This window comes from Nocardioides sp. YR527, assembly GCF_900101045.1.
GTDB lineage: Bacteria > Actinomycetota > Actinomycetes > Propionibacteriales > Nocardioidaceae > Nocardioides.
In genome coordinates, this window is record NZ_FNFN01000003.1 from 805319 (window position 1) to 828027 (window position 22709).

At 70.8% G+C, this 22709-nt stretch carries 20 protein-coding genes; 13 read left to right on the top strand and 7 right to left on the bottom strand.

Going from position 1 to position 22709, the window contains the following annotated elements; all coding sequences use genetic code 11:
* The first annotated feature begins 302 nt into the window (after positions 1-302).
* Positions 303-1196, top strand: a complete 894-nt coding sequence (locus BLT25_RS12450) for an SGNH/GDSL hydrolase family protein (protein ID WP_091046073.1) — start codon at positions 303-305, stop codon at positions 1194-1196.
* An 18-nt stretch (positions 1197-1214) separates the two neighbouring features.
* On the opposite strand, the gene BLT25_RS12455 is transcribed toward BLT25_RS12450, so the two are convergent.
* From BLT25_RS12455 to BLT25_RS12475, 5 genes are all read right to left on the bottom strand, one after another.
* A complete protein-coding gene (locus tag BLT25_RS12455) occupies positions 1215-2825 on the bottom strand; it encodes an AMP-binding protein (protein ID WP_143033727.1) in 1611 nt (536 codons plus the stop codon).
* A 74-nt stretch (positions 2826-2899) separates the two neighbouring features.
* Positions 2900-4468 (bottom strand): AMP-binding protein, encoded by a 1569-nt coding sequence (locus BLT25_RS12460; protein ID WP_091046078.1) that lies wholly within the window; start codon positions 4466-4468, stop codon positions 2900-2902.
* A 34-nt stretch (positions 4469-4502) separates the two neighbouring features.
* Positions 4503-5744 (bottom strand): RNA polymerase sigma factor, encoded by a 1242-nt coding sequence (locus BLT25_RS12465; RefSeq protein WP_091046081.1) that lies wholly within the window; start codon positions 5742-5744, stop codon positions 4503-4505.
* Positions 5745-5753: 9 nt separating this feature from the next.
* Positions 5754-6095: a YciI family protein gene (locus tag BLT25_RS12470; RefSeq protein ID WP_091046082.1), complete on the bottom strand. Its 342-nt coding sequence runs from the start codon at positions 6093-6095 to the stop codon at positions 5754-5756.
* Positions 6092-6457 (bottom strand): YciI family protein, encoded by a 366-nt coding sequence (locus tag BLT25_RS12475; RefSeq protein WP_256328561.1) that lies wholly within the window; start codon positions 6455-6457, stop codon positions 6092-6094. The genes BLT25_RS12470 and BLT25_RS12475 overlap by 4 nt, the downstream gene beginning before the upstream one ends.
* Positions 6458-6585: 128 nt before the next feature.
* Between BLT25_RS12475 and BLT25_RS12480 the strand changes: the two genes are divergently transcribed.
* The 4 genes from BLT25_RS12480 to groL all read left to right on the top strand — a co-directional run bounded on the left by BLT25_RS12480 (position 6586) and on the right by groL (position 14211).
* Positions 6586-10425 carry a Pls/PosA family non-ribosomal peptide synthetase gene (locus BLT25_RS12480; protein WP_091046086.1) on the top strand — a complete coding sequence of 1280 codons (3840 nt, stop codon included), beginning with the start codon at positions 6586-6588 and terminating at the stop codon, positions 10423-10425.
* A 15-nt stretch (positions 10426-10440) separates the two neighbouring features.
* Complete coding sequence (locus BLT25_RS12485) at positions 10441-11775, top strand: M1 family metallopeptidase (protein WP_091046089.1); 1335 nt, start codon at positions 10441-10443, stop codon at positions 11773-11775.
* Between the two features lie 78 nt (positions 11776-11853).
* Positions 11854-12375 (top strand): GNAT family N-acetyltransferase, encoded by a 522-nt coding sequence (locus BLT25_RS12490; RefSeq protein WP_091046322.1) that lies wholly within the window; start codon positions 11854-11856, stop codon positions 12373-12375.
* A gap of 201 nt (positions 12376-12576) precedes the next feature.
* Positions 12577-14211 (top strand): chaperonin GroEL, encoded by a 1635-nt coding sequence (gene groL, locus BLT25_RS12495; protein WP_091046092.1) that lies wholly within the window; start codon positions 12577-12579, stop codon positions 14209-14211.
* A gap of 179 nt (positions 14212-14390) precedes the next feature.
* Here groL and BLT25_RS30420 read toward each other — a convergent pair whose 3' ends face one another.
* Positions 14391-14582 carry a hypothetical protein gene (locus tag BLT25_RS30420; protein WP_256328562.1) on the bottom strand — a complete coding sequence of 64 codons (192 nt, stop codon included), beginning with the start codon at positions 14580-14582 and terminating at the stop codon, positions 14391-14393.
* Here BLT25_RS30420 and BLT25_RS12500 point away from each other — a divergent pair.
* From BLT25_RS12500 to BLT25_RS12530, 7 genes are all read left to right on the top strand, one after another.
* Complete coding sequence (locus BLT25_RS12500) at positions 14572-15444, top strand: alpha/beta hydrolase family protein (RefSeq protein ID WP_256328563.1); 873 nt, start codon at positions 14572-14574, stop codon at positions 15442-15444. The genes BLT25_RS30420 and BLT25_RS12500 overlap by 11 nt on opposite strands.
* A 288-nt stretch (positions 15445-15732) precedes the next feature.
* Positions 15733-16308 (top strand): hypothetical protein, encoded by a 576-nt coding sequence (locus BLT25_RS12505; RefSeq protein WP_143033728.1) that lies wholly within the window; start codon positions 15733-15735, stop codon positions 16306-16308.
* Positions 16309-16310: 2 nt separating this feature from the next.
* Complete coding sequence (locus tag BLT25_RS12510) at positions 16311-16841, top strand: nucleotidyltransferase family protein (RefSeq protein WP_091046096.1); 531 nt, start codon at positions 16311-16313, stop codon at positions 16839-16841.
* Between the two features lie 72 nt (positions 16842-16913).
* Complete coding sequence (locus BLT25_RS12515; protein ID WP_091046099.1) at positions 16914-17792, top strand: AAA family ATPase; 879 nt, start codon at positions 16914-16916, stop codon at positions 17790-17792.
* A complete protein-coding gene (locus BLT25_RS12520) occupies positions 17789-18892 on the top strand; it encodes a vWA domain-containing protein (protein ID WP_091046101.1) in 1104 nt (367 codons plus the stop codon). Before BLT25_RS12515 ends, BLT25_RS12520 begins: the two co-directional genes overlap by 4 nt.
* Positions 18885-20006, top strand: coding sequence for an XdhC family protein (locus tag BLT25_RS12525; RefSeq protein ID WP_091046103.1), 1122 nt, complete (start codon positions 18885-18887; stop codon positions 20004-20006). The genes BLT25_RS12520 and BLT25_RS12525 overlap by 8 nt, the downstream gene beginning before the upstream one ends.
* A gap of 59 nt (positions 20007-20065) precedes the next feature.
* Entirely contained in the window at positions 20066-20872 is an 807-nt protein-coding gene (locus tag BLT25_RS12530; protein WP_143033729.1) for a TspO/MBR family protein, read from the top strand.
* 9 nt (positions 20873-20881) lie between these two features.
* Here the strand turns inward: BLT25_RS12530 and BLT25_RS12535 are convergent, their stop codons facing one another.
* Positions 20882-21340 carry a GNAT family N-acetyltransferase gene (locus tag BLT25_RS12535; RefSeq protein WP_091046108.1) on the bottom strand — a complete coding sequence of 153 codons (459 nt, stop codon included), beginning with the start codon at positions 21338-21340 and terminating at the stop codon, positions 20882-20884.
* Positions 21341-21477: 137 nt separating this feature from the next.
* On the opposite strand from BLT25_RS12535, the gene BLT25_RS12540 reads away from it, so the two are divergent.
* Positions 21478-22704 carry a helix-turn-helix domain-containing protein gene (locus BLT25_RS12540; protein WP_091046111.1) on the top strand — a complete coding sequence of 409 codons (1227 nt, stop codon included), beginning with the start codon at positions 21478-21480 and terminating at the stop codon, positions 22702-22704.
* Positions 22705-22709 lie beyond the last annotated feature (5 nt).

Below are 22709 nucleotides of genomic sequence, written 5' to 3' on the forward strand. Positions count from 1 at the left end.
AAGTGTCGGCCCACCTGGCCGTCGCTGTCCCGTCGAGCATGCTCCAGGTGAGTGCACCGTCTCCGTAGTACCCGACCGCCGATCATCCGTGGGCGACGACGACACCTGAGACCGGGGCAGGGCGTTCCTGGACGACCGCAGCGAAGCCGACGAACTCCGCCGGCAAGCATGACTGCAGCGGTGATCGCCTGCGCCCGAGACATGGTCACCGCACAAACTATGCATCGCTCATCGGTTCCGGTGACGCACGGCGCACGCGCGCGAAGGTTTGTGTTCACACTCGTGCGCTACAGATAAGGAATGTGAGCAGCGCGAAGACGAGTGAAGAGGCCAGGTGGCTCGGTGTGGTCGCCGCGACCGCCGGAGTCGCCGGCGCGATCGGCGTGGTGGGGGCGGCGGCCGGTGCCGGGTTCGTGACGTTGCTGAAGAGACAGGCGGCGCACGCGCGCGACGTGATCGGCAAGCCGCTCGGCGAGGAGGCGATCTACGCCGACAAGGTCTACAAGAAGACCTACACCGGTACGCCGGTCGAGCTCCTCGTCCTGGGCGACTCGATCGCCGCCGGGCTGGGTGCGGAGACCCGCGGCGGCACGCTCGGCGCACGGCTGGCCAAGGGTACGGCGAAGGTCCTGCAGAGGCCGGTGCGGCTGCGTACGGCCGCGGTGGTCGGGGCGGAGACGTCGATGGTTCCCGCTCAGCTCGAGTCGCTCCCGGATGGCTACCGGCCCGACGTCGCGGTGGTCATCGTCGGCGGCAACGACGTCACCCACCGGGTGCCGCAGAAGGACTCCACCCGGGTGCTGGGGGAGGTCATCGACGCGCTGCGGGAGCGCGGCGCCGAGGTGGTGGTCGGGACGTGTCCCGATGTCGGTGCGGTCCGACCGCTGCCGCAGCCGCTGCGCTCGCTGGGCCGCAGGATCGCCAAGCAGCTGGCCGACGGGCAGCGGGAGACCGCGCTGGCCAAGGGCGCCCACGTCGTCTCGCTCTCCGAGGTCGTCGGCCCGTTCTTCATCACGAACCCCGACGAGATGTTCGCCATCGACCACTTCCACCCCAGCGCGATGGGCTACAAGCGCACCGCGAAGGCGATGCTGCCCTCCGTCCTCGCCGCGCTGGGGCAGGTCGAGCGGGTCCCGTTCGGCCACCACCTGCCCGAGGTCGTGGACGTCACCGAGGGGCGCCCCAGCGAGAGCTGAGGCGCCCCTCGGTGCGGCCTAGGCGCCGGTCTCGGCCTCGGTGTCGTCGTCCGGGCGCTTGCCGCCGGTGCTGAGCAGGTCGGCGGTGAGGCCGGTGGCGGCGCGGTAGTCGACGGTCCCGGCAGGCGTACGCGGCACCGAGTCGACGAGCAGGACGAGCTTGGGCTCGTGCGACTCGCCGAGCAGGTCACGGGAGTGCTTGCGCAGGTCGGCGGCGGTCGTCTCGGACGACGGAGCCAGCCGCACCAGCGCCGCTACCTGCTGGCCCCAGCGCGGGTGAGGCATGCCGAAGACCGCGGCGTCGACGACGTCGCCGTGGGCGAGGAGCACGCCCTCGATGGTCTCGGGGTGGATCTCGAGGTCACCGGTGCGTACGAGTGTGGCGGCCCTGCCGAGCAGCGTGATCGAGCCGTCCTGCTCGCGACGGGCGAGGTCGCCGGGGAAGGTCCAGCGCCGGTTGTCGATCAGCTTGATCGCGGTGGCCGAGCGGGCGTTGTCCTTGTAGTAGCCGAGAGCCGAGGGGCCGGAGCGGGCCAGCAGACCCTCGACCCCGGGAGCCGCCGGGGTGAGGTCGGGGTTGAAGACCTCCACCTCCGGGCCGACCATGAACCGCGCCTCGCCGGGCACGAGGGGGGAGCCGTCGTCGGCGCGGGAGCCGGTGACGCCGGTCTCCAGCGTGCCGTAGGAGTCGACGATGACCCGGCGGGCGAAGGCGTTGCGCAGGACCCCGAGGACGTTCTCGGAGAGCGGTGCGGCGGTGTTGGAGACACCGGCGAGCGAGCGCAGCGGCCAGCGCTTCTTGCCGGTCAGCCGGGCGTTGGCCACCGGCCGCGCCTGGGCATCGCCCAGCAGCGTGATCGCGGTCGCGCCGGCCTCCTCGGCGAGGTCGAGGAATGCCTCGGCGGAGAAGGTGGGCGAGGTGTCGAGCACCGCGGTGCCACCGGCGACCAGCGCCCGCAGGAGCAGCAGCTGGCTCTGCCCGTGCAGCAGCGGACCGCCGGCGAGCAGGACGACACCCGAGTCGCGAGCGGCCGCCTCGGCGGCGAGGCCCTCGACCGACGGGATCGGCGCGTTGCGGCGGACCGTGTTCAGCGCTGCCCAGATCAGGTCCTCCTGGCGCCAGACCGCACCCTTCGGGGTGCCCGTGGTGCCGGTGGTGAAGATGATGTGCCAGTCACCGGGCGTACGTCCGACCGTCGGCCGCTCCTTGGACGCCGCGGCGACCTTGGCGTCGTAGTCGGGGCCGAGGACGACCCGGTGGTCCAGCTTCAGGTCGAGCTCGTCGAGGTCGTCGGTGAACTCGGGGGAGACGATGGCCGCGACGCAGTCGGTGGCGGCGTACGTCCGGGCGAGCTCGTCGCGCCGGTAGGCGTGGTTGATGTTGACCGGGATCGTGCGGGCCTTGAGGCATCCGTAGAGCGCGTCGACCCACTCGATCCGGTTGGTCGCGTGGACGGCGACCTGGGCACCAGGCTCGAGGCCGACGCTCAGCAGGTGGTTGGCCAGGCGCGTGGCACGCTCGTCGATCTCGGCGTAGGAGTAGGCGCGGTCGGAGGTGACGACAGCCGTGCGATCAGGGATCGCATCGGCCATCGCCTCCAGGATGTCGGGCAGTGTGAGGGGGATCACGGCGGACACAGAGACGTAGGCTTTCCAGGGGTAGGGCCGTACGGCACCGAACCGTACGTCGGATCAGCCGGTCGTCACCTACGCGCCTCGAGCAGCTCGGCAGCGACCGTAGCGCTCGCACGATAGTCCACCTTGCTCACGGGCGTGCGAGGGACTCGCTCCACGAGCAGGATGTCCTTGGGCACCTTGTAGGCGGAGATGAGACTGCGACAGTGCTCCCGCAGCGCATCGTCCGAGGTCGTGGTGCCCTCGCGGAGCTGCACGAGAGCGGTCACCTGCTGACCCCAGCGCTCGTGCGGGGTGCCGACGACCGCGGTGTCGAAGACGTCGGGGTGACGCAGCAGGACCGCCTCGACCTCCTCGGGGAAGACCTTCTCGCCGCCGGTGTTGATGCAGCCCGAGCCGCGGCCCAGGACGGTGATCGAGCCGTCCTCCTCGCGCCGCGCGAAGTCGCCGGGGATCGACCAGCGCTGCCCGTCGATCTCCTTGAACGTCGCCGCGGTCTTGACCGGGTCGTTGTAGTAGCCCAGCGGGATCGACCCGGTGCGCGCGAGCATCCCGGTCTCGCCCGGGGCGCACGGCGACAGGTCGGTGTCGAAGACCTGTACGTCGATCCCGACCTGGAACTTCGGCGCGGCCTGCGCGCCCTCGTTGCCCTCGTCGACCTGCATGCCGGTCGCTCCGGACTCTGAGGCGCCGTAGGAGTCGAGGATGTAGCGGCCGGGCAGTGCCTCCCGGAGCTGGGTGCGAACCCCCGCGGAGAGCGGGGCGGCGCCGTTGGAGACCGCGAACAGGCTGCTCAGGTCCCAGCGCTCGGGCTCGCGCAGGATCGCCTCGGCCACCGGGCGCCCCATCGCGTCCCCGAGGAAGGTGAGCGAGTTGACCCCGGCCGCCTGGACGAGATCCAGGATGGCCTCGGGTGACCAGGTCGGCTCTGTGAAGAGCGCGACCGTGCAGCCGCCGACATGGCCGTTGCCCATGATCCACTGGCTGCCGCCGTGCATCATCGGGCCGCACGCCAGCAGCACCATCGGCGTCTCCTGCGCCGCCGCCTCCTGGGCGAGCTGCTCGACGGTGTCGAACGGTGCCCCGAACCGGCTCGCGTTCATCGCTGCCCGGATGATGTCCTCCTGGCGCCACACGACGCCCTTCGGCATCCCGGTGGTGCCGCCGGTGAAGATCACGTAGCGGTCGTCGGGGCTGCGCTCGATGTCGGGCCGCTCCTTCGACGCGGCGGCGACCGCGGCGTCGTACTCCTCGCCCAGCACCAGCGTGGGGATGTCCAGGCCGAGCGCGGCGACCGCCTCGACGTGCTCCGGCCCGATGATCGCGGCGACCACGTCGGAGCTGCGGTAGAGGTGGTCTAGCTCGTCGTGGAGGTACTTGTGGTTGATGTTGATCGGGACCGCCCGTGCCTTCATGCACCCGTAGAAGGCGTCGACCCACTCGATCCGGTTGCGGGAGTGGACGGCGACGTGATCGCCAGGCTTGATGCCCTGCCCGAGGAGGTGGTTGGCCAGCCTGGTCGCGCGCTCGTCGACCTCGGCGAAGCTGTAGGCGTGTTCCATGGTGAACACGGCGGTGCGGTCGGGGATGGCGTCGGCCATCGCCTCGAGGATGTCGGGGAGAGTGATCGGGGTCACAGCACCGAGTGTCGCAACTAGAACGTGTTCTCGTCTAGCGAACGGGGTTCAAAACTTCCAGAGCGGCCCGCCGCCGGTCGAGGTCGGCCCGCTCCGGGCTGTGTGTACAGAGCGCGATCGCCTCGGCGTAGGCCTCGATCGCGTCGAGGTGACGCCCCGACCGCTCCAGCAGCTGTGCCCGTACGGCAGGCAGCCGGTGCCCGGGGAGGGCAACGGACTCCAGTGCCTTCAGTCCGGCCTCGGCACCCTCCGCCTCGGCGACCGCGACGGCCCGGTTGAGACGTACGACCGGGGTGTCCCGGAGCGCGAGCAGCTCGTCGTAGCGCTCGACGATGCGGTCCCAGGCGGTCGTCTCGGAGGTGGGCGCGACGGCGTGCTCCGCGGCGATCAGGGCTTGGAGGAGGTAGGGCGCCGGTGCGGAGTGGGCGAGCGGGGTGAGGATCGAGAGGGCCTCGGTGATCTCGTCGGTGCGCCAGCGGGTGCGGTCCTGGTCGGGAAGCAGGACGAGCGCGCCGTCCGGCCCGATCCGCGCGTCCCGCCGGGAGTGCTGCAGCAGCATCAGGGCGAGCAGGGCGTCGATCTCCGGGTCCGGGCCGGGGAGCACGGTCATCAGCACGCGGGCCAGCCGGATCGCCTCGCCGGCCAGGTCGCTGCGTACGACATCGGGGCCGGTGCCGGGGGCGTAGCCCGCCGTGAACGCGAGATAGGCGACCTCGGCGACGATGCCGACCCGGTCGGCGAGATCGTCGAGATCCGTGGGCACCTCGAAACGGGCGCCTGCGAGCCGCTTCCGTGCCCGCGTCAGCCGTGCCGCCATCGTCGCTTTCGACTGCAGGAAGAGCCGCCCGATGTCCTCGGTGGAGACACCCAGGACCAGCCGGAGGGTGAGGGCCGCGGCGGCCTCCCGAGACAGTGTCGGGTGGGCGCAGAGCAGCACCAGCCGCAGCCGTTCGTCGGTGATCGTCTCGCCGCCGGCCCCGGCCGGCACCGTGGCCATCACCTGCAGCGCCTCCTGCGTGAGTCCGGCATCGACCACGAGCAGCGGCATCTTGCGGGCCAGCACCTCCTCCGACCGCATCCGGTCCACGATCCGCCGCCGGGCGCTGGTGAGCAGCCAGGCGGGCCCGTTGTCCGGCTCGCCGTCGACCGGCCAGCGCCGGGCGGCGGCCTCGAAGGCGTCGGCCAGACCGTCCTCGGCCAGGTCGAGACGCCGGAACTGCGCGACGAGCAGGGCAAGCAACCGGCCCCACTCCTCGCGCAGCAACGTCTCCAGCATCGTCGGTCGTCAGTCCAGCTCGGCCGCGCGGATCTCGATTGCCGACTCCGCCGTGGCGAGCAGTCGGCAGCACTCGACCAGATCGTCGCGGTCCTCGGACTCCACGACGTAGAGCCCGGCCAGGTGCTCGGCCGCTTCGGTGTACGGCCCGTCGGTCACCCCGGACCCGCGCACGGTCACGGCCGTCGCCGGATCGGCGAGCGCCGCGCCGTACCCCTTCAGGTTGGTGTGTCCGCGTTCTTCGAGCAGAGCGGCGAACTTCTCGTGCGTGGCGAACACGGCGTCCTTCTCGGCCTGCGTCTTCGCCTGCCACTCGGCCTCCACGTTGGGGATGAGCAGGTAGTACCTCATGCGGACATCCCCTCGTGCTCGACGATCTCGCGGACCTCGAGCGCCGTCTCGAGCTCGGCGAGCACCTTGCAGCACTCGAGCATGTCGTCGACGTCGTCGGTCTCGATCGTGTAGAAGCCGGTCACGTGCTCGACGGTCTCGGCGTACGGACCATCGGTGATCGACACGCCGTTGCCCGTCTTGCGCAGCGTCTTGGCCTTGCTGGAGTGGTGGAGCTCGGCGCCACCGTTGACCTTGTGGCCGCGTTCGGCGAGCAGCTTGGCGAACCTGCCGTGCACCTCGTATCCGGCTGCCTTCTCCTCCGGCGTCGACTCGGCCCAGAAGGCCTCGTTCGCCGGCAACAGCACCATGTATCTGGTCATGGTGGATTCCCTTCTTGTCTCGGAATGAGTCTGTCACCGGGGATGACGGCTGGAACAAGGCCAAATCGACAGCGAGAAAGAAGGAAGATGTATGTCATGCGTTCAACTGACCCCGGAAGGCTCCGGGTGTGACCGACCCCTTGCTGCGAGGCGAGCTCGCGCCCGAGCCTCGGACGCTCGTCGACATCTTCCGGGAGACCGCGGCCCAGGTGCCCGAGGAGCCGGCCGTCGAGGCGGGCAACGGGCTGCTGACGTACGCCGAGCTCGAGGACGCCGCCGACGGGCTGGCCGCCGAGCTCAACGCCGCCGGGATCGGGCCGGGGGACAAGGTCGGGCTGCGGATCGCGAGCGGCACCACCGACCTCTACGTCGCGATCCTCGGGATCCTCTGCGCGGGCGCTGCCTACGTGCCGGTCGACGCCGACGACCCCGAGGAGCGGGCCCGCCTGGTCTTCGGCGAGGCCCAGGTCGCCGCGATCGTGACCAACGACCTGCGGGTCACCACGACGGGCGGGACCGGCGAGGCGCGCGAGCCGGAGGAGCCGGCGACCGGCGACGACGCGTGGGTGATCTTCACCTCCGGGTCGACCGGCACCCCGAAGGGCGTCGCGGTCACCCACCGCAACGCCGCGGCGTTCGTCGACGCCGAGTCGCGCCTCTTCCTCCAGGACGCCCCGATCGGGGTCGGTGACCGGGTGATGGCGGGTCTCTCGGTGGCCTTCGACGCGAGCTGTGAGGAGATCTGGCTGGCGTGGCGCTACGGCGCCTGCCTGGTCCCGGCCCCGCGAGCGCTGGTGCGGTCCGGGGTCGACGTCGGCCCGTGGCTGGTCGCCAACCAGATCACCATCGTCTCGACGGTGCCCACACTCGTCGCGCTGTGGCCGCCGTCGTCGCTCGAGCGGGTCCGGCTGCTGATCACCGGCGGCGAGGCGATCCCGCCCGAGCTCGCCGCCCGCCTGGTCACCGCCGAGCGGGAGGTCTGGAACACCTACGGTCCGACCGAGGCGACGGTGGTGGCCTGCGGTGCCCGCTTGACCGCCGAGGGACCGGTCCGGATCGGTCTCCCGCTCGACGGCTGGGACCTCGCCGTCGTCGACCCTGCCACCGGCGTCCCGGTCCCCGAGGGCGAGACCGGCGAGCTGATCATCGGCGGCGTCGGCCTGGCGCGCTATCTCGACGCGGCCAAGGACGCCGAGAAGTACGCCCCGTTGCCCACCCTCGGCTGGGAGCGCGCCTACCGCTCCGGCGACCTGGTCGTCAACGACCCCGCCGGGCTGCTCTTCGGCGGTCGCGCCGACGACCAGATCAAGCTCGGTGGGCGGCGCATCGAGCTGGGCGAGATCGACAGTGCCCTGCTGCAGCTTCCCGGTGTCGTCGGGGCGGCCGCCGCCGTGCGGAGGAGCACGGCCGGCAACAGCCTCCTGGTCGGCTACGTCACCGTCGACGACACCTTCGACCAGGCCACCTCCGTCGCGCGGCTCCGGGCCGACATGCCGGCTGCGCTGGTGCCGCGGCTGGCCGTGGTCGACAGTCTCCCGACGCGTACGAGCGGGAAGGTCGACCGCGACGCACTGCCGTGGCCGCTCGCCTCGGCCGCGGGTTCGGGGGAGGGGCTCAGCGACACCGAGGCCTGGCTGGCCGGGCTCTGGAACGACGTCCTCGGCGCCGAGGTCACCGGGCCGGCGGCCGACTTCTTCGACCTCGGCGGCGGCAGCCTGACCGCGGCCCAGATGGTCAGCCTGATCCGCGAGCGCTTCCCGGAGGTCGCGCTCGGCGACATCTACGACCAGCCGAAGCTCGGCGCGCTGGCCGGCTACATCGACGAGATGGGCAGCTCTGCCGCGCTCTCCGAGCGCGAGGTGCCGGCCGTACGCCTCAAGACCCAGGTCGCTCAGGTGGTCGCGACGATCCTGCTGCGCTGCCTCGCGGCACCGCGCTGGCTGACCTGGATCGCGCTCGGGACGACGCTCGCCCAGCCGTGGACGCCCTGGCTGCCCTCGCTCAGCTGGTGGGTCCTCGTACCGGCCGTCCTGGCCTTCCTGACCCCGCCCGGCCGGATGCTGCTCGCCGCGGGCGCGGCGCGGCTCATCCTGCACGGCGTACGTCCGGGGGAGCATCCCCGCGGCGGCAAGGTCCATCTCCGGCTCTGGCTGGCGACGCACGCCGTCGACGAGCTCGGCGCCCACGGTCTCGCCGGGGCGCCGTGGATGCTCTGGTACGCCCGGCTGCTCGGCGTGCGGATGGGCAGGAACGTCGACCTGCACAGCCTCCCGCCGGTCACCGGGATGCTCACCCTCGGCAAGGGCTGCTCGATCGAGCAGGAGGTCGACCTCTCGGGTCACTGGATCGAGGGCGACGTGCTCCATCTCGGTGAGGTCGAGGTGGGCGAACGGGCCCGGGTCGGGGCACGGTCGACGCTCCTGCCCGGCGCGACGGTTGGCGACGATGCCGAGGTCGGGCCCGGATCGGCGGTCTTCGGGCAGGTGCCGGCGGGCGAGTTCTGGTCGGGTTCACCGGCTGTCCGTGCGGCCCGGGAGGCGCGCGGGCCGTGGCAGCCACCCCAGGCACGGGCCCGGGTCTGGATGCTCCTCTACGGCATCGCGGCCGCCGTCCTCGCCCTGCTTCCCGCGGTCGCCATCGGCGTCGGGACCGTCGTCGGCGTCGCCCTCGCCGGTGTTCCGGACTCCTACGCCGACATCGGTGCGCTGCTCGCCTGGAGCCCGGTCGCGGTGGCGGCCGGTTTCGCCACCCTGGCCGCGCTGATCTGGGCGGTGGTGCGGCTCGCCGGTCTGGCGATCAGCCCCGGCGTACATCCCGTACGCAGCCTTGCCGGTGTCGCGGTCTGGTCGACGATGCAGGTGCTCGACGAGGCCCGCACCTGGCTCTTCCCGCTCTACTCCTCGACGCTGACACCACTGTGGCTGCGGGCGCTGGGCGCGAGGATCGGCAAGCACGTGGAGGCGTCGACGGTGCTGATGATCCCCGGGCTGACGCAGGTCAACGACCAGAGCTTCCTGGCCGACGACACCCTGATCGGCGGCTACGAGCTCGGCGGAGGCTGGCTGCGGGTCGAGCGGGTGAAGATCGGCAAACGCGCCTTCGTCGGCAACTCCGGTATGGCGGCGCCCGGCCGCAAGGTGCCGAAGGCGTCCCTCGTCGCCGTACTCAGCGCGGCCCCGCGCCGCAAACGCGCGCAGAAGGGGGAGAGCTGGCTCGGCTCGCCGCCGGCGCCGCTGCGCCGGGCGGCCGGCGAGACCGACTCGGGGCGCACCTACGACCCGCCGGCCGGGCTCAAGATCGCCCGGGCGCTCGTCGAGGTGGCCCGGCTGGTGCCGCAGACGCTCGCGGTGCTGCTCTACGCGGGGGTGGCCTATGTTCTCGTCAGGATCTGGGAGGCGACCGACGTCCTCGTCGCGCTCCTGGTCACCGGGCCGGTGCTCGCGGCGGCCGGAGCGGTCGCCGCCGGCATCACGGTGGCGGCGAAATGGCTGCTCGTGGGCCGCATCCGGGCCGGCTCGCACCCGCTGTGGAGCTGGTTCGTGTGGGCCAACGAGCTGGCCGACACCTTCGTCGAGGTGCTCGCCGCGCCCTGGTTCACCGGCGCTGTCTCCGGCACCCCGGTGCTCAACCTCTGGTTCCGCGCGCTCGGCGCGAGGATCGGCCGCGGTGTATGGATCGAGACCCACTGGCTCCCCGAGACCGACCTCGTCGAGCTCGGCGACGGTGCCACGGTCAACGCCGGTACGGTCGTGCAGACCCACCTGTTCCACGACCGCGTCCTGGCCCTCGACGAGGTCGTCCTCAGGCGCGGCGCCACGCTCGGGCCCAACTCGGTCATCCTGCCGGCCGCGGCCATCGGCAGGCATGCGGTCGTCGGACCGGTCTCGCTGGTGATGCGCGGGGAGAGCCTGCCGGACAAGACCCTGTGGATCGGCAACCCGATCGGTCCCTGGGACCAGGCCGGCTGAGCGGATGCCTCTACCATGACCGCCGTGCCGAAGCTCCCCACAGCCGACCCCTACCTCCCGGGACACGGGGACCCGTCGTGGAGTGCGACCCACTACGACCTCGAGCTCACCTACGACCTGGTCGGCAACCGGCTCGCGGGGACGGCGACGATCCGCGCGGTCGCCGTCGACGACCTCAGCCGCGTCGTCCTCGACCTCTCCCACCTGCGGGTGCAGAAGGTCGCGATCGACGGCCGTCCGCCCGCCAAGTGGTCCCACCACGACCACCGCCTGGTGCTGAACCTCCGCTCGCGGATAGCGGCCGGCGAGGAGTTCGTGGTCACGGTCCGATACTCTGGCAAGCCCCGCCCGGTGGTGCTCTCCCACCACGGCGACGCCGGCTGGGAGGAGCTCGACGACGGTGTCATCGTCGCAGGTCAACCGCATGGTGCGCCGACCTGGTTTCCGTGCAACGACCGCCCTTCCGACAAGGCCCGCTACGCGATCAGCGTGACCACCGCGCCGGGTTATGCGGTCGTCTCCAACGGCGAGCTGACCTCCCGCGTACGCCGCGGCAGCGGGGAGACCTGGCGCTACTGGCAGGCCGAGCCGATGGCGACCTATCTCGCCACGGTGCAGATCGGGCGCTACCGGGTCGTCGACATCGCGCCGACCGAAGGGCCGGGTGGCCGGGTGCCGATCCGGGCCGCGTACCCGGTCGACGCCACCGCCGGGTTCGAGGCGTCCTTCGGGCGCCAGCGGGAGATGATGGCCTACTTCACCTCCGTCTTCGGCCCCTACCCGTTCGGCTCCTACTCCGTCGTGGTCACCGACGACGAGCTCGAGATCCCCCTCGAGTCGCAGTCGCTGTCGACCTTCGGACGCAACCACCTCACCGGCGAGTGGTCGGACGTACGCCTCGTGGCCCATGAGCTCGCCCACCAGTGGTTCGGCAACGCGGTGACCCTGCGCGAGTGGCGCGACATCTGGCTCCACGAGGGTTTCGCCTGTTACAGCGAGTGGCTCTGGTCCGACGCCTCCGGGGGCCGCTCGTGCGGTGAGCACGCCCGTCACCACCACCGCCGGCTCTCCGCCCTGGCGCAGGACCTGGTCCTCGTCGACCCCGGTCCCGCGGACATGTTCGACGACCGCGTCTACAAGCGCGGAGCACTCACCCTGCACGCGCTGCGGCGCACCGTCGGCGACGAGGCCTTCTTCGAGATCCTGCGCACCTGGGTGGCCAGGCACAGCGGCGGATCGGTCAGCACCGCCGACTTCGAGGCCCTCGCCGCCGAGGTCAGTGGCCGGGACCTCACCGCGCTCTTCGACGCCTGGCTGCGGCGGGCGGCGCTGCCGGACCTGCCTGCCTGAAGATACTCGCGCCGCTGGTCGACACGCTCGGCCGCGCGCCTCGACCAGCGGGTGCTCACTCCGGCTACCCTCGGCGACGTGCCTGAGCTGACCTTCCGTGATGCCACCTTCACCGACGTTGACGTCCTGGTGGAGCTGATCGAGTCGGCCTACCGCGGCGACGCCTCGAGGGCCGGCTGGACCACCGAGGCCGACCTGCTCGCCGGCCAGCGCACCGACCCCGAGGGCGTACGCGAGGTGATCACCGCACCGGGGTCCCGGCTCCTGGTGGTCGAGCGCGCCGGTGAGATCGTCGCCTGCTGCCAGCTGCAGAAGCGGGAGGCGTACGTCTATTTCGGAATGTTCTCCGTCTCGCCGGCGTTGCAGGGCGCGGGCGTCGGCAAGGCCGTGATCGCTGAGGCCGAGCGGATCGCGCGGGCGTGGGGTGCGGCTGAGATCCGGATGACGGTGATCCGCCAGCGCGAGGACCTGATCGCGTTCTACGAGCGGCGGGGGTTCGTGCGTACGGGACGCTTCGAGCCGTTCCCCTACGGCGACGAGCGCTTCGGTCTTCCGCTGCGCGACGACCTCGAGTTCGCCGAGCTCACGAAGGCCCTCTGAAGCGGATTTTCTTGCACTCTCGGGGGTCGAGTGCTAAACATGACGCTGGCACTCTTACCATGAGAGTGACAACAACCGGACCGATGACGTTGAGGCGTCGCGAGCGGCAGGGAAGGGTTCTGCCGGGAGTGGCGTCGTCCGTCGCGGGCAGCCCATCGGACCGGATCCAACGAACTTCCCAAGTGAAGGATCGCAGGAGCAATGCCGAAGCTCATCGCTTTCAACGAGGAGGCCCGTCGGGGTCTGGAGAAGGGTCTCAACACCCTCGCCGACGCCGTCAAGGTCACCCTCGGTCCCAAGGGCCGCAACGTCGTGCTCGAGAAGAAGTGGGGTGCCCCCACGATCACCAACGATGGTGTTTCCATCGCCAAGGAGATCGAGCTCGAGGACCCCTACGAGAAGATCGGTGCCGAGCTGGTCAAGGAGGTCGCGAAGAAGACCGACGACGTCGCCGGTGACGGCACGACGACCGCGACCGTTCTCGCCCAGGCGCTGGTCCGCGAGGGCCTGCGCAACGTCGCCGCGGGTGCCAACCCGGCCGGCCTGAAGCGCGGCATCGAGGCGGCCGTCGACGCCGTATCCGAGCAGCTGCTCGCCCAGGCCAAGGACATCGAGACCAAGGAGCAGATCGCTGCTACCGCCTCGATCTCCGCTGCTGACACCACCGTCGGCGAGATCATCGCCGAGGCGATGGACAAGGTCGGCAAGGAAGGCGTCATCACCGTCGAGGAGTCGAACACCTTCGGGCTCGACCTCGAGCTGACCGAGGGTATGCGCTTCGACAAGGGCTACATCTCGGCCTACTTCGTGACCGACCCGGAGCGTATGGAGACCGTCCTCGACGACCCGTACATCCTGATCGTCAACTCGAAGATCTCCAGCGTCAAGGACCTGATCCCGGTCCTGGAGAAGGTTATGCAGACCGGCAAGCCGCTGGTCATCCTGGCCGAGGACGTCGACGGCGAGGCTCTCTCGACGCTGGTCGTCAACAAGATCAAGGGCACCTTCAAGTCCGTCGCCGTCAAGGCTCCGGGCTTCGGTGACCGCCGCAAGGCCATGCTGCAGGACATCGCGATCCTCACCGGTGGTCAGGTCATCTCCGAGGAGGTCGGCCTCTCGCTGGAGACCGCCGGCATCGAGCTGCTCGGCCAGGCCCGCAAGGTCGTCATCACCAAGGACGAGACCACCGTCGTCGAGGGTTCGGGCGACCAGGGTCAGATCGAGGGCCGGGTCAACCAGATCCGCGCCGAGATCGAGAAGTCGGACTCCGACTACGACCGCGAGAAGCTCCAGGAGCGCCTCGCCAAGCTGGCCGGCGGCGTGGCCGTCATCAAGGTCGGCGCGGCCACCGAGGTCGAGCTCAAGGAGCGCAAGCACCGCATCGAGGACGCCGTCCGCAACGCCAAGGCTGCTGTCGAGGAGGGCATCCTCGCCGGCGGTGGTGTCGCGCTGATCCAGGCCGCTGCCGCTGCCTTCGAGAAGCTCGAGCTCGACGGCGACGAGGCCACCGGTGCCTCGATCGTCAAGGCCGCCATCTCGGCGCCGCTGAAGCAGATCGCCATCAACGCCGGCCTCGAGGGCGGCGTCGTGGCGGAGAAGGTCGCCGGCCTCCCGCAGGGTCACGGCCTCAACGCCGCCACCGGCGAGTACGTCGACCTGCTGGCCGCGGGCATCATCGACCCGGCCAAGGTGACCCGCTCTGCGCTGCAGAACGCCGCGTCGATCGCCGCGCTGTTCCTCACCACCGAGGCCGTCGTGGCCGACAAGCCGGAGAAGGCCGCCGCTGGTGGCGACCCGACCGGTGGCATGGGTGACATGGGCGGCATGGGCTTCTGAGCCCGTCCCGCTAGCGCCACAAGAGGGCCCCTCCTTCGGGAGGGGCCCTCTTTCGCTTCGATGGGGAATTTCCTTCATCAAGGTATGCAGGGAAACGACCGCTTCCCCGGCGGACCTCCGCAGGGGGAGTGATCCTTCGGCTGCATACCTTGACGAAGGAACCGCACGCCGCCCCAGGATCACCGGGCTACGCTCGACGGCATGAGCCCGAAGGCGATGGCGGCGCTGGCGATCTCGGCGGTGCTTCTCGCCGGGTGTGGTGGTGAGCCGGCCGCTGCGCCGTCGTCTCGGGCAGCGAGCCCGACGACCTCGTCGGCACCCGCGACGCCGTCACCGAGCCCGTCGGAGACGCTGCCGCCGGTGACAGACAAGGTCTCTCTCCCGCAGCTGATGCGGGAGGACTTCCCCGGTGGCGAGGTGAAGGTGCTGCGAGAGTCGGGGAGCACGGATGCGTACCGGCGCTTCGAGGTCAGCTATCCGAGCGGCCGGCTGACGATCACCGGGGTGCTCTTCCGGCCGCGGGGTGCGGGGCCGTTCCCTGGCGTCGTCTTCGCGCACGGCCACATCGACACCGACATCTACGTCACCGGCCAGGGCCTGAAGCGCGAGCAGGACCGGCTGGCGCGGGAGGGCTATGTCGTCCTGCACACCGACTACCGCGGCCATGCCGGGTCGTCGCCCATCCCGGAGGGAACCGAGGAGGACGAGAGCCGCCTCGGCTACACCCGCGACACCATCAACGCCGTCCAGGCGATGAAGAGGCTTCCGTACGTCGACCCCGACCGCACCGCGCTGCTCGGCCGCTCGATGGGCGGAGGAGTGGTGATGAACGCGCTCGTCGCCCAGCCGGGGCTGGTGCGGGTCGGGGTGGCGTACGCGTCGGTCTCCTCCGACATCGTCGACAACATCAACCGGTGGGCGGTGCCGTCACGGCCCGACGAGGTGGCCAGGCTCTACCGGCAGTACGGCGATCCCGAGACGGAGCCGGAGTTCTGGGACGGCCTGTCGGCGCGGACGTACTTCGACCGCATCGAGGTCCCGCTCCAGATGCATCACGGGACCAATGACGAGTCCTGCCCGATCAGGTGGGCCTACACCACCCGGGACCTGCTGGAGGGCGCGGGCGTACGCCAGCGGCTGTGGGTCTACCCCGGAGAGCAGCACGCCTTCGGGCCGCAGTGGGATCTCTCGATCCGGCGCGTCATCGGGTTCCTCGATCGTCATCTGGCATGACCTGATCGGACGATGAGAAGAGGCCCAGCGGCCCCATCCTTTTGGGGACTTTCGACACTGTCTCGACAACAGCTCGGTAACGCAACATTGGTGCTCCACACAGTGGCCGACTGCGGGGAAGCGTCTGGATCTGGGGGGCTTTGAAGCCCAAGGGAATATCCGGGTGAGGTTCTGCAGCGGCGGGCGGGGTCAGGGCTCTTCGAAGCCAGGGCCCCGCCTGCGTGTGTCAACGTGCTGGTGCTCAGCGGGGTCCACGGATGGCACCCAGCGATGAGGCATGATGTTGGCATGAGCGAGGGCCAGCGAGCGACAACAGGTCTCAGGCCGCCGCGGTCACCGTGGCGTTGGGTCGCGGCCGTGATCGCCGCCGCGGTCGTGCTCGTCGCCATCGTCGCCTCCTTCGGCCTCCTCAGCTCCGACGACACCGCTGAGGACCCGGAGGCCGCACCTCCCTCGCCGACCGCGACGGTCACCGAGACCGCGCCGGTCCCCTCGTCATCCGCCCCGGCGGAAGGTGCGGGGGCGACCGAGCTGACCGTCGTGGCGGACGCCGCCCGGTGCATCCCGCCGACCTCGAAGTGGCTCTCCCAGAACGCTGCGCTGGCCTTCGAGGGCACCGCGGAGAGCGTGACCGAGACCGAGGCCGTGCTGCGGGTGAAGACGTGGATGTACGCCGACGGCGTCGGTGGCACCGACACCGTCCGGATCATCCGGCCCGCGCCGAGCACGATCCCGATGCCCGAGTTCGAGAAGGGCAAGACCTACCTGGTCGCGGCCAAGGGCGATGCCAAGGTCATCGGCTGTGGCTACAGCGACGTCAAGGCGGCGAAGCTGCAGAAGCTCTACACCGCCGCGTTCAAGTGACGATGATCGCCGGCCTGCTCCTGGCCGCCGGCGCCGGGCGGCGGATGGGGATGCCCAAGGCGCTGGTCGAGGACTGGCTGGTGCGGTCGATCGAGGTGCTGCGCGAGGGCGGCTGCGACGACGTGCTCGTCGTGCTCGGCGCCGCCGCCGACGAGGCCCGAGCACGCCTCCCGGAGGGGCAGCGGGCCGTCGTCGCCGAGGACTGGGACGAAGGGATGGGGGCCTCGCTGCGGGTCGGCCTCGCGGCTCTCGAGCCGGATGCCGAGGCTGCCGTGGTTCATCTCGTCGATCTGCCGGACGTCGGGGCCGATGTGGTGGCCCGAGTGATCGCCGCCGGCTCGACCGGCGGGCTGGCACGAGCGGCGTACGCCGGGGTTCCGGGCCATCCGGTGCTGATCGGGCGCGACCACTGGGCGGGGGTCATCGAGACAGCCGTCGGTGACCAGGGCGCCCGGAGCTACCTGAAGACCCACGACGTACGCCTGGTGGAGTGCGGCGACCTGGCCGGCGGGAACGACGTCGACCGCCGCTGAACGACACTCGTCCGCCCCCTCGTTCGAGGTTGTCCAACCCAGAGCCAACGCTTCGCGTTCTAGGCTCAGGTCATGGACCTGACGCCCCGGGAGATCGCTGACCGCCTGGCGGCGACCGGATACCTGGCCGACCCGGAGCTGGCGACGGTGACCTTCCTCGCGCTGCGGATGCAGCGACCGCTGCTGCTCGAGGGCGAGCCCGGGACCGGGAAGACCGCGCTCGCGGAGGCCGTCGCCGAGGCACTCGACCTGCCGCTGGTGAGGCTGCAGTGCTACGAGGGGATCGACGACACCCAGGCCCTCTACGACTGGGACTTCGCCCGCCAGATCCTCCACCTGCGTGCCCTCGAGGCGGCCGGTGGCGCGGGGGAGGTGGAGGAGGCGGAGAAGTCTCTCTACGACGAGCGTTTCCTGCTCGCCCGCCCGGTGCTGGCCGCGCTGCGCCAGGCCCCGTCGGTGCTGCTCGTCGACGAGGTCGACCGGGCCGACGACGAGTTCGAGGCGTTCCTGCTCGAGGTGCTGTCCACCTACCAGGTGACGATCCCGGAGTTCGGGACCGTCGCGGCGACGGTCCCACCGGTCGTCGTCCTCACCTCCAACCGCACCCGCGAGCTCCACGACGCCCTCAAGCGCCGCTGCCTCTACCACTGGATCGACCACCCGGGCCTGGCCCGCGAGATCGAGATCGTACGCAGCCGGGCCCCCGAGGTCGCCGATGAGCTCGCCCGCCAGGTGGTCACGGTGGTCCAGCAGCTGCGCGGCGCCGAGGGCGCGAACGCGCTGCTCAAGCCCCCGGGCGTCGCCGAGACCCTCGACTGGGCCCGCGCCCTGCACCATCTCGGGGTGGCCGAGATGGACCTGGAGACCGCCGCCGCGACGCTCGGCGCGCTCGTCAAGCATCGTGAGGACGCCGACCGCGTCCGGGCTGCCCTGGACCGGCTGCTGGCATGACGGCACACGAAGGCCCCGAGATCCTGCTCGGCTTCACCCGGGCGCTCAGGGCGGCAGGGGTACAGGTGACCCAGGACCGCGCCCACGGCTTCCTGCAGGCGACCGCGATCGTCGGTGCCGGCGACCCGACCGCCACCTACACCGCCGGACGGGCCACGCTGTGCGCCGGCCCCGACGACCTGCGCCGCTACGACCAGGTCTTCGAGGCCTGGTTCGGGTCGACCGCGACGCTGCCGGGGCCGCAGGGGCCGCCGCGTACGGTCTCGGTCACCTCGACCCTGCCCGAGACCGAGCCGCAGGAAGGCGAAGGAGAGGGCGAGGAGACCGACGACCTCATCAGGGCGCGGGCCAGCGACCTCGAGACCCTGCGCCACCGGGACGTCGCCGGCCTCGACCCGGCCGAGCAGGAGCGGGTCGCCGCGCTGATCGCTCGCCTCCGTCCGCGAGCCCCGCGCCGACGTACGCCGCGCCAGGATCCGTGGCGGCGAGGGCGCGTCGATGCCCATCGCACCCTGCGGGCCAGCCTGCGACACCTCGGCGAGCCGGCCGGCATCCACTACCGCAGGCGTGGGGAGCGGCCGCGCCGTGTCGTGTGGCTGATCGACGTGTCCGGCTCGATGAGCTCTTATGCCGACGTGCTGCTGCGGGTCGCCCACCGGGTGAGCTCGACGACCGGGAACGGGGCGGTGTTCACCATGGGGACCAGGCTCACCAACGTCACCCGCGCGCTGCGTCATCGCGACCCCGACCGCGCGCTCGTCGCGGCCGGCGAGACGGTGCCCGACTGGTCGGGCGGGACCCGGCTCGGTGACGACCTGCAGGCGTTCCTGCGGCGACACCAGGGACTGGCCAGAGGCGCGGTGGTGGTCATCGCGAGCGACGGCTGGGAGCGCGGCGACACCGCACTCCTCGAGGAACAGGTGGCGAGGCTGCACCGCCTCGCACACCGCGTGGTGTGGGCCAACCCACACCGTGGCAAAGTTGGATATGAACCACTGCAGCGAGGCATCGTCGCGGTGCTGCCGCACGTGGACGACTTCGTCGCCGGACATTCCCTGGCGACGTACGAAGATCTGGTGGAGGTGATCGCGCGTGCGTGACGTACTCGACGATCTGATGAAGTGGTGGGACTCCGGCGAGACCGTGGCGGTGGCCACCGTGGTGGCGACGTTCCAGTCGGCTCCCCGGCCGCCGGGCGCCTCGATGCTCGTCGGTCCCGACGAGACCGCGGTCGGCTCGGTCTCCGGCGGCTGTGTCGAGGGTGCGGTCTACGAGGTCGCCCGCGAGGTCGCGGCGACCGGAGCCCCGGAGCTCAACCGCTACGGCTTCTCCGACGACGACGCCTTCGCGGTCGGGCTGACCTGCGGCGGCATCCTCGACGTCTTCGTCGAGAAGGTGTCGAAGGAGACGTTCCCCGAGCTCGGCGAGCTCGCCGAGGACGTACGCAGCGGCAGCCCGGTCGCCCTGGCGACCGTCATCGAGCACCCGGACCCCGAGATCCTCGGGCGCCGCGTCCTCATCCGCCCCGAAGGGGTCAAGGGTTCGCTGGGCAGCGCCCGGATGGACGACGCTGTCCACGACGACGCGCTGGGGCTCCTGGCTCACGGCACCAACCAGACGCTGTCCTACGGGATCGACGGCGAGCGCCGCGGCGAGGGTATGCGGGTCTTCGTCTGGTCCTTCGCGCCCAAGCCCCGGATGCTCGTCTTCGGTGCGATCGACTTCGCCGCCGCCGTCGCTCGCGTCGGTGCGTTCCTCGGCTATCACGTCACCGTCTGCGACGCCCGTCCGGTCTTCGCCACCAACTCCCGCTTCCCCTCGGCCGACGAGGTCGTCGTCGACTGGCCCCACCGCTACCTGGGTGCCGAGGTCGAGGCCGGCCGCATCGACCAGCGCACCGTGATCGCCGTCCTCACCCACGACCCGAAGTTCGACGTACCCCTGCTCGAGGTCGCCCTCCGCCTCCCCGACATCGCCTACGTCGGCGCCATGGGCTCGCGCCGCACCCACGACGACCGCCTCGCCCGCTTGGTCGAAGCCGGCCTCGCCGAGGAGGAGATCGCCCGCCTGAGCAGCCCCATCGGCCTCGACCTCGGTGCCCGTACGCCGGAGGAGACCGCCATCTCCATCGCCGCCGAGATCGTCGCCGGCCGCTGGGGCGGCTCCGGCGAGCGCCTGGCCACCACCACAGGACGGATCCACGAGGACCGTTAGACAGCAGACACTCGGCGCACCTGCGATCGAGCCACGATCTGGCTTGTTACGGTCGAAGGGTGAAGAGAACATGGCAGCTCGGGAATGTTCTGGCCCTCGTCTTTGCCCTGGTGGCCAACTTCCTGACCGGTGCGCAGATTCTCGATCTGCCACCGATCGGCGAGATATCGGACAAGTACGCGACCTACCTGACCCCGGCTGGGTATGCGTTCTCCATCTGGACCCTCATCTATCTGCTGCTGATCGTCTTCGCGGTCTACCAGGCGAGGGACCTGCGTGATCCGCGCGACGACAACCAGATCCCGCAGCTGCTCGGGCCGCTCTTCATCGTCGCCAGCATCTGCAACGGGCTGTGGACCTACGTCTTCGTGAAGGAGTGGGTCGGCCTCTCCGTCGTCGTTCTGCTGGCCCTCACCGCAAGCCTCTATGCCGCGCTGTGGCGCCTCGGGGTAGGCACGACCCGGCCGTCCACCAAGGACTTCCTCATGGTCTGGCTGCCGCTGATGCTCTACACGGGATGGGTGACCGCGGCGAGCATCGTCAACGTCGCCACGTACCTCGACTCGTTGGACGTGACGATCAGCCCGCTGGCCTCGATCGTGGTGATCGCGGTGCTCACCGTCGCACTGCTGGCGCTTCTGCTCAAGCGCAACCTGCGAGAGCTGCTGATTCCCTGCGCCTGGGCGCTGGTCGCGATCGGTGTCCGCCAGATCGAGCTCTCGCAGAGCACGTCGGTGGCGATCGTGGCGCTGGTCTGCGCCGGAATCCTTATCGTCGCGATGCTCGTCCACGCGCTCGCTCGCGGACTGTCGTACGAGCTACCGCACCGAAAGCGCTCCGACCTGACCGTCGGCACGCCGGGCTGAGCAGGAGCTCTACAGCTCCTTCTCGTAGTAGAGCGCCCGCGGCCCGGAGCCGCGGCCCTCGTGGTTGTCGAAGCCGAACTTCTCGTACAGCGCGCGGGCGGACGAGTCGTCCTCGCTGGTCCCCAGATCCATGTACGTCACACCGCGGGCCTTCGCCTCGTCGATGATCGCCTGCAGCAGGATGGTGCCGAGGCCGTGCCCGCGGCGGTCGGGCACGACGTAGAGCTCGGCAAGGTAGGCCTCGAGCTCGTCGGCCGTGGTCTGCAGGCGGAAGCGGGTGATGCCGTGGCCGACCGCGGGGTCCCCGATCAGCATCACGGTCGTGTCGCCGTTCTCGACGAGCCGGCTCAGGTGACGGGCGAGCTCGTCGGCGGACGGGGCGGGGTAGTCGTACTCGGTGTTGAAGTCGACCTGCAGCCTGGCCGCAGTCTCGAAGTCGACCCGGGTCGTGGCGGTGCGCGTGTCCATGCACCCACTGTGACACCGCCGCGGGAGCCGCGATGGGGCGTGGCGCGAGTGGGTACCGCGGAGGGGATCGTGAGGTGGGTCACAGGGTGCTACCTTGGCAGAACCGAGCCTCAGGGCCGAGCTCCGAAGGGGGAGTGATGGTTCGTAGCGATCTGCAGGAGCGCCGCATCAGCGCGGCGCGGGCGTGGACCGCCTTCGTGGAGAGCGGCGATGCCGCCGAGGACTTCGTCAGACCCGAGATCCTGAGCAGCTGGACGCGCTCGGCGACGACCGTCAGGACGGACGTACGCGAGGCGCCGCTGGCGGACGAGGACGAGACGCGCGAGATGTGGCGCGGCTCGCCGCTCCAGGTGGCGGTCGAGCGGGTCGAGGAGGAGCTGCGGTGCACCGCCGACGACGGTGACCTGGTCATCGCGGTCACCGACCCGGACACCCGGGTGCTGTGGACGTACGGCGGCCGGGTGATGCGGCGGAAGGCTGAGTCGGTCAACTTCGTGCCGGGCGGCCGCTGGGACGACGAGAGCGCCGGCACCAACGCGCTCGACCTCGCCAACCGCACCAACGCCCCGACGATGGTCTTCGGCCCCGAGCACTACGCCGAGGTCGTGCACAACTGGGTCTGCTGGGCTGCGCCGCTCCACGATCCGGTCACCGGCAAGCACCTCGGTGTCCTCGACCTCTCCACGACCTGGGACCGCACCCACCCGATCGGCCTGGCCACCGCCCGCGTGATGGCCCGGCTCATCGAGGGTGCGTTGCCGAAGATGCCGACCCAGCGAGGCGGCGACGAGGCGATCGAGCAGCCCGGGCTGGTGCTGACGCTGCTCGGCACCGCCGAGACCTGGCTCGACGGGCAGCGGCTGCTGCTCAACCGTCGCCAGACCGAGATCCTCGCCCTGCTCGCGCTCCACCCCGAGGGCCTCTCCCTGGAGCGGCTGCACGCGATGGTCTACGGCGACCAGGCGGTCACCTTCTCGACGCTCAAGGCTGAGGTCTCCCACCTGCGCCATGCCCTCGGCGGCCAGGTCGCATCCAGGCCCTACCGCCTGCTGATGCCGGTCGTGACCGACGTCGAGCAGGTCCTCGCCCTGATCCGGCACGGCCGGGTGGCCGCTGCCGTGGAGGCGTACGGCGGTGACCTCCTGCCCGGCACCAACAGCCCGGCGCTGGCCGAGATGGCCGAGTACGTCGCGGTCGCGCTGCGCGAGGCGCTGATCGCCGACCCGCAGCCGGATGCAGTGCTCAGCTACAGCGAGCTGGCCCCCTACGACACCGAGGTCGTCGACGTCTGCCTGCGCCGCCTCGGCAGCAGCGCCCACCCCGCGTTGCCCCTGCTCAGGGCACGCCTGGCGGCCAGCCGCTGACCAAG

Excerpts from the sequence above, each read along its gene's own strand:
- BLT25_RS12465 (WP_091046081.1), bottom strand. The coding sequence starts at position 5,744 with ATGCTGGAGACGTTGCTGCGCGAGGAGTGGGGCCGGTTGCTTGCCCTG.
- BLT25_RS12470 (WP_091046082.1), bottom strand. The coding sequence starts at position 6,095 with ATGAGGTACTACCTGCTCATCCCCAACGTGGAGGCCGAGTGGCAGGCG.
- BLT25_RS12475 (WP_256328561.1), bottom strand. The coding sequence starts at position 6,457 with ATGACCAGATACATGGTGCTGTTGCCGGCGAACGAGGCCTTCTGGGCC.
- BLT25_RS12485 (WP_091046089.1), top strand. The coding sequence starts at position 10,441 with ATGACCGCCGTGCCGAAGCTCCCCACAGCCGACCCCTACCTCCCGGGA.
- groL (WP_091046092.1), top strand. The coding sequence starts at position 12,577 with ATGCCGAAGCTCATCGCTTTCAACGAGGAGGCCCGTCGGGGTCTGGAG.
- BLT25_RS12505 (WP_143033728.1), top strand. The coding sequence starts at position 15,733 with ATGAGCGAGGGCCAGCGAGCGACAACAGGTCTCAGGCCGCCGCGGTCA.
- BLT25_RS12510 (WP_091046096.1), top strand. The coding sequence starts at position 16,311 with ATGATCGCCGGCCTGCTCCTGGCCGCCGGCGCCGGGCGGCGGATGGGG.
- BLT25_RS12515 (WP_091046099.1), top strand. The coding sequence starts at position 16,914 with ATGGACCTGACGCCCCGGGAGATCGCTGACCGCCTGGCGGCGACCGGA.
- BLT25_RS12520 (WP_091046101.1), top strand. The coding sequence starts at position 17,789 with ATGACGGCACACGAAGGCCCCGAGATCCTGCTCGGCTTCACCCGGGCG.
- BLT25_RS12535 (WP_091046108.1), bottom strand. The coding sequence starts at position 21,340 with ATGGACACGCGCACCGCCACGACCCGGGTCGACTTCGAGACTGCGGCC.
- BLT25_RS12540 (WP_091046111.1), top strand. The coding sequence starts at position 21,478 with ATGGTTCGTAGCGATCTGCAGGAGCGCCGCATCAGCGCGGCGCGGGCG.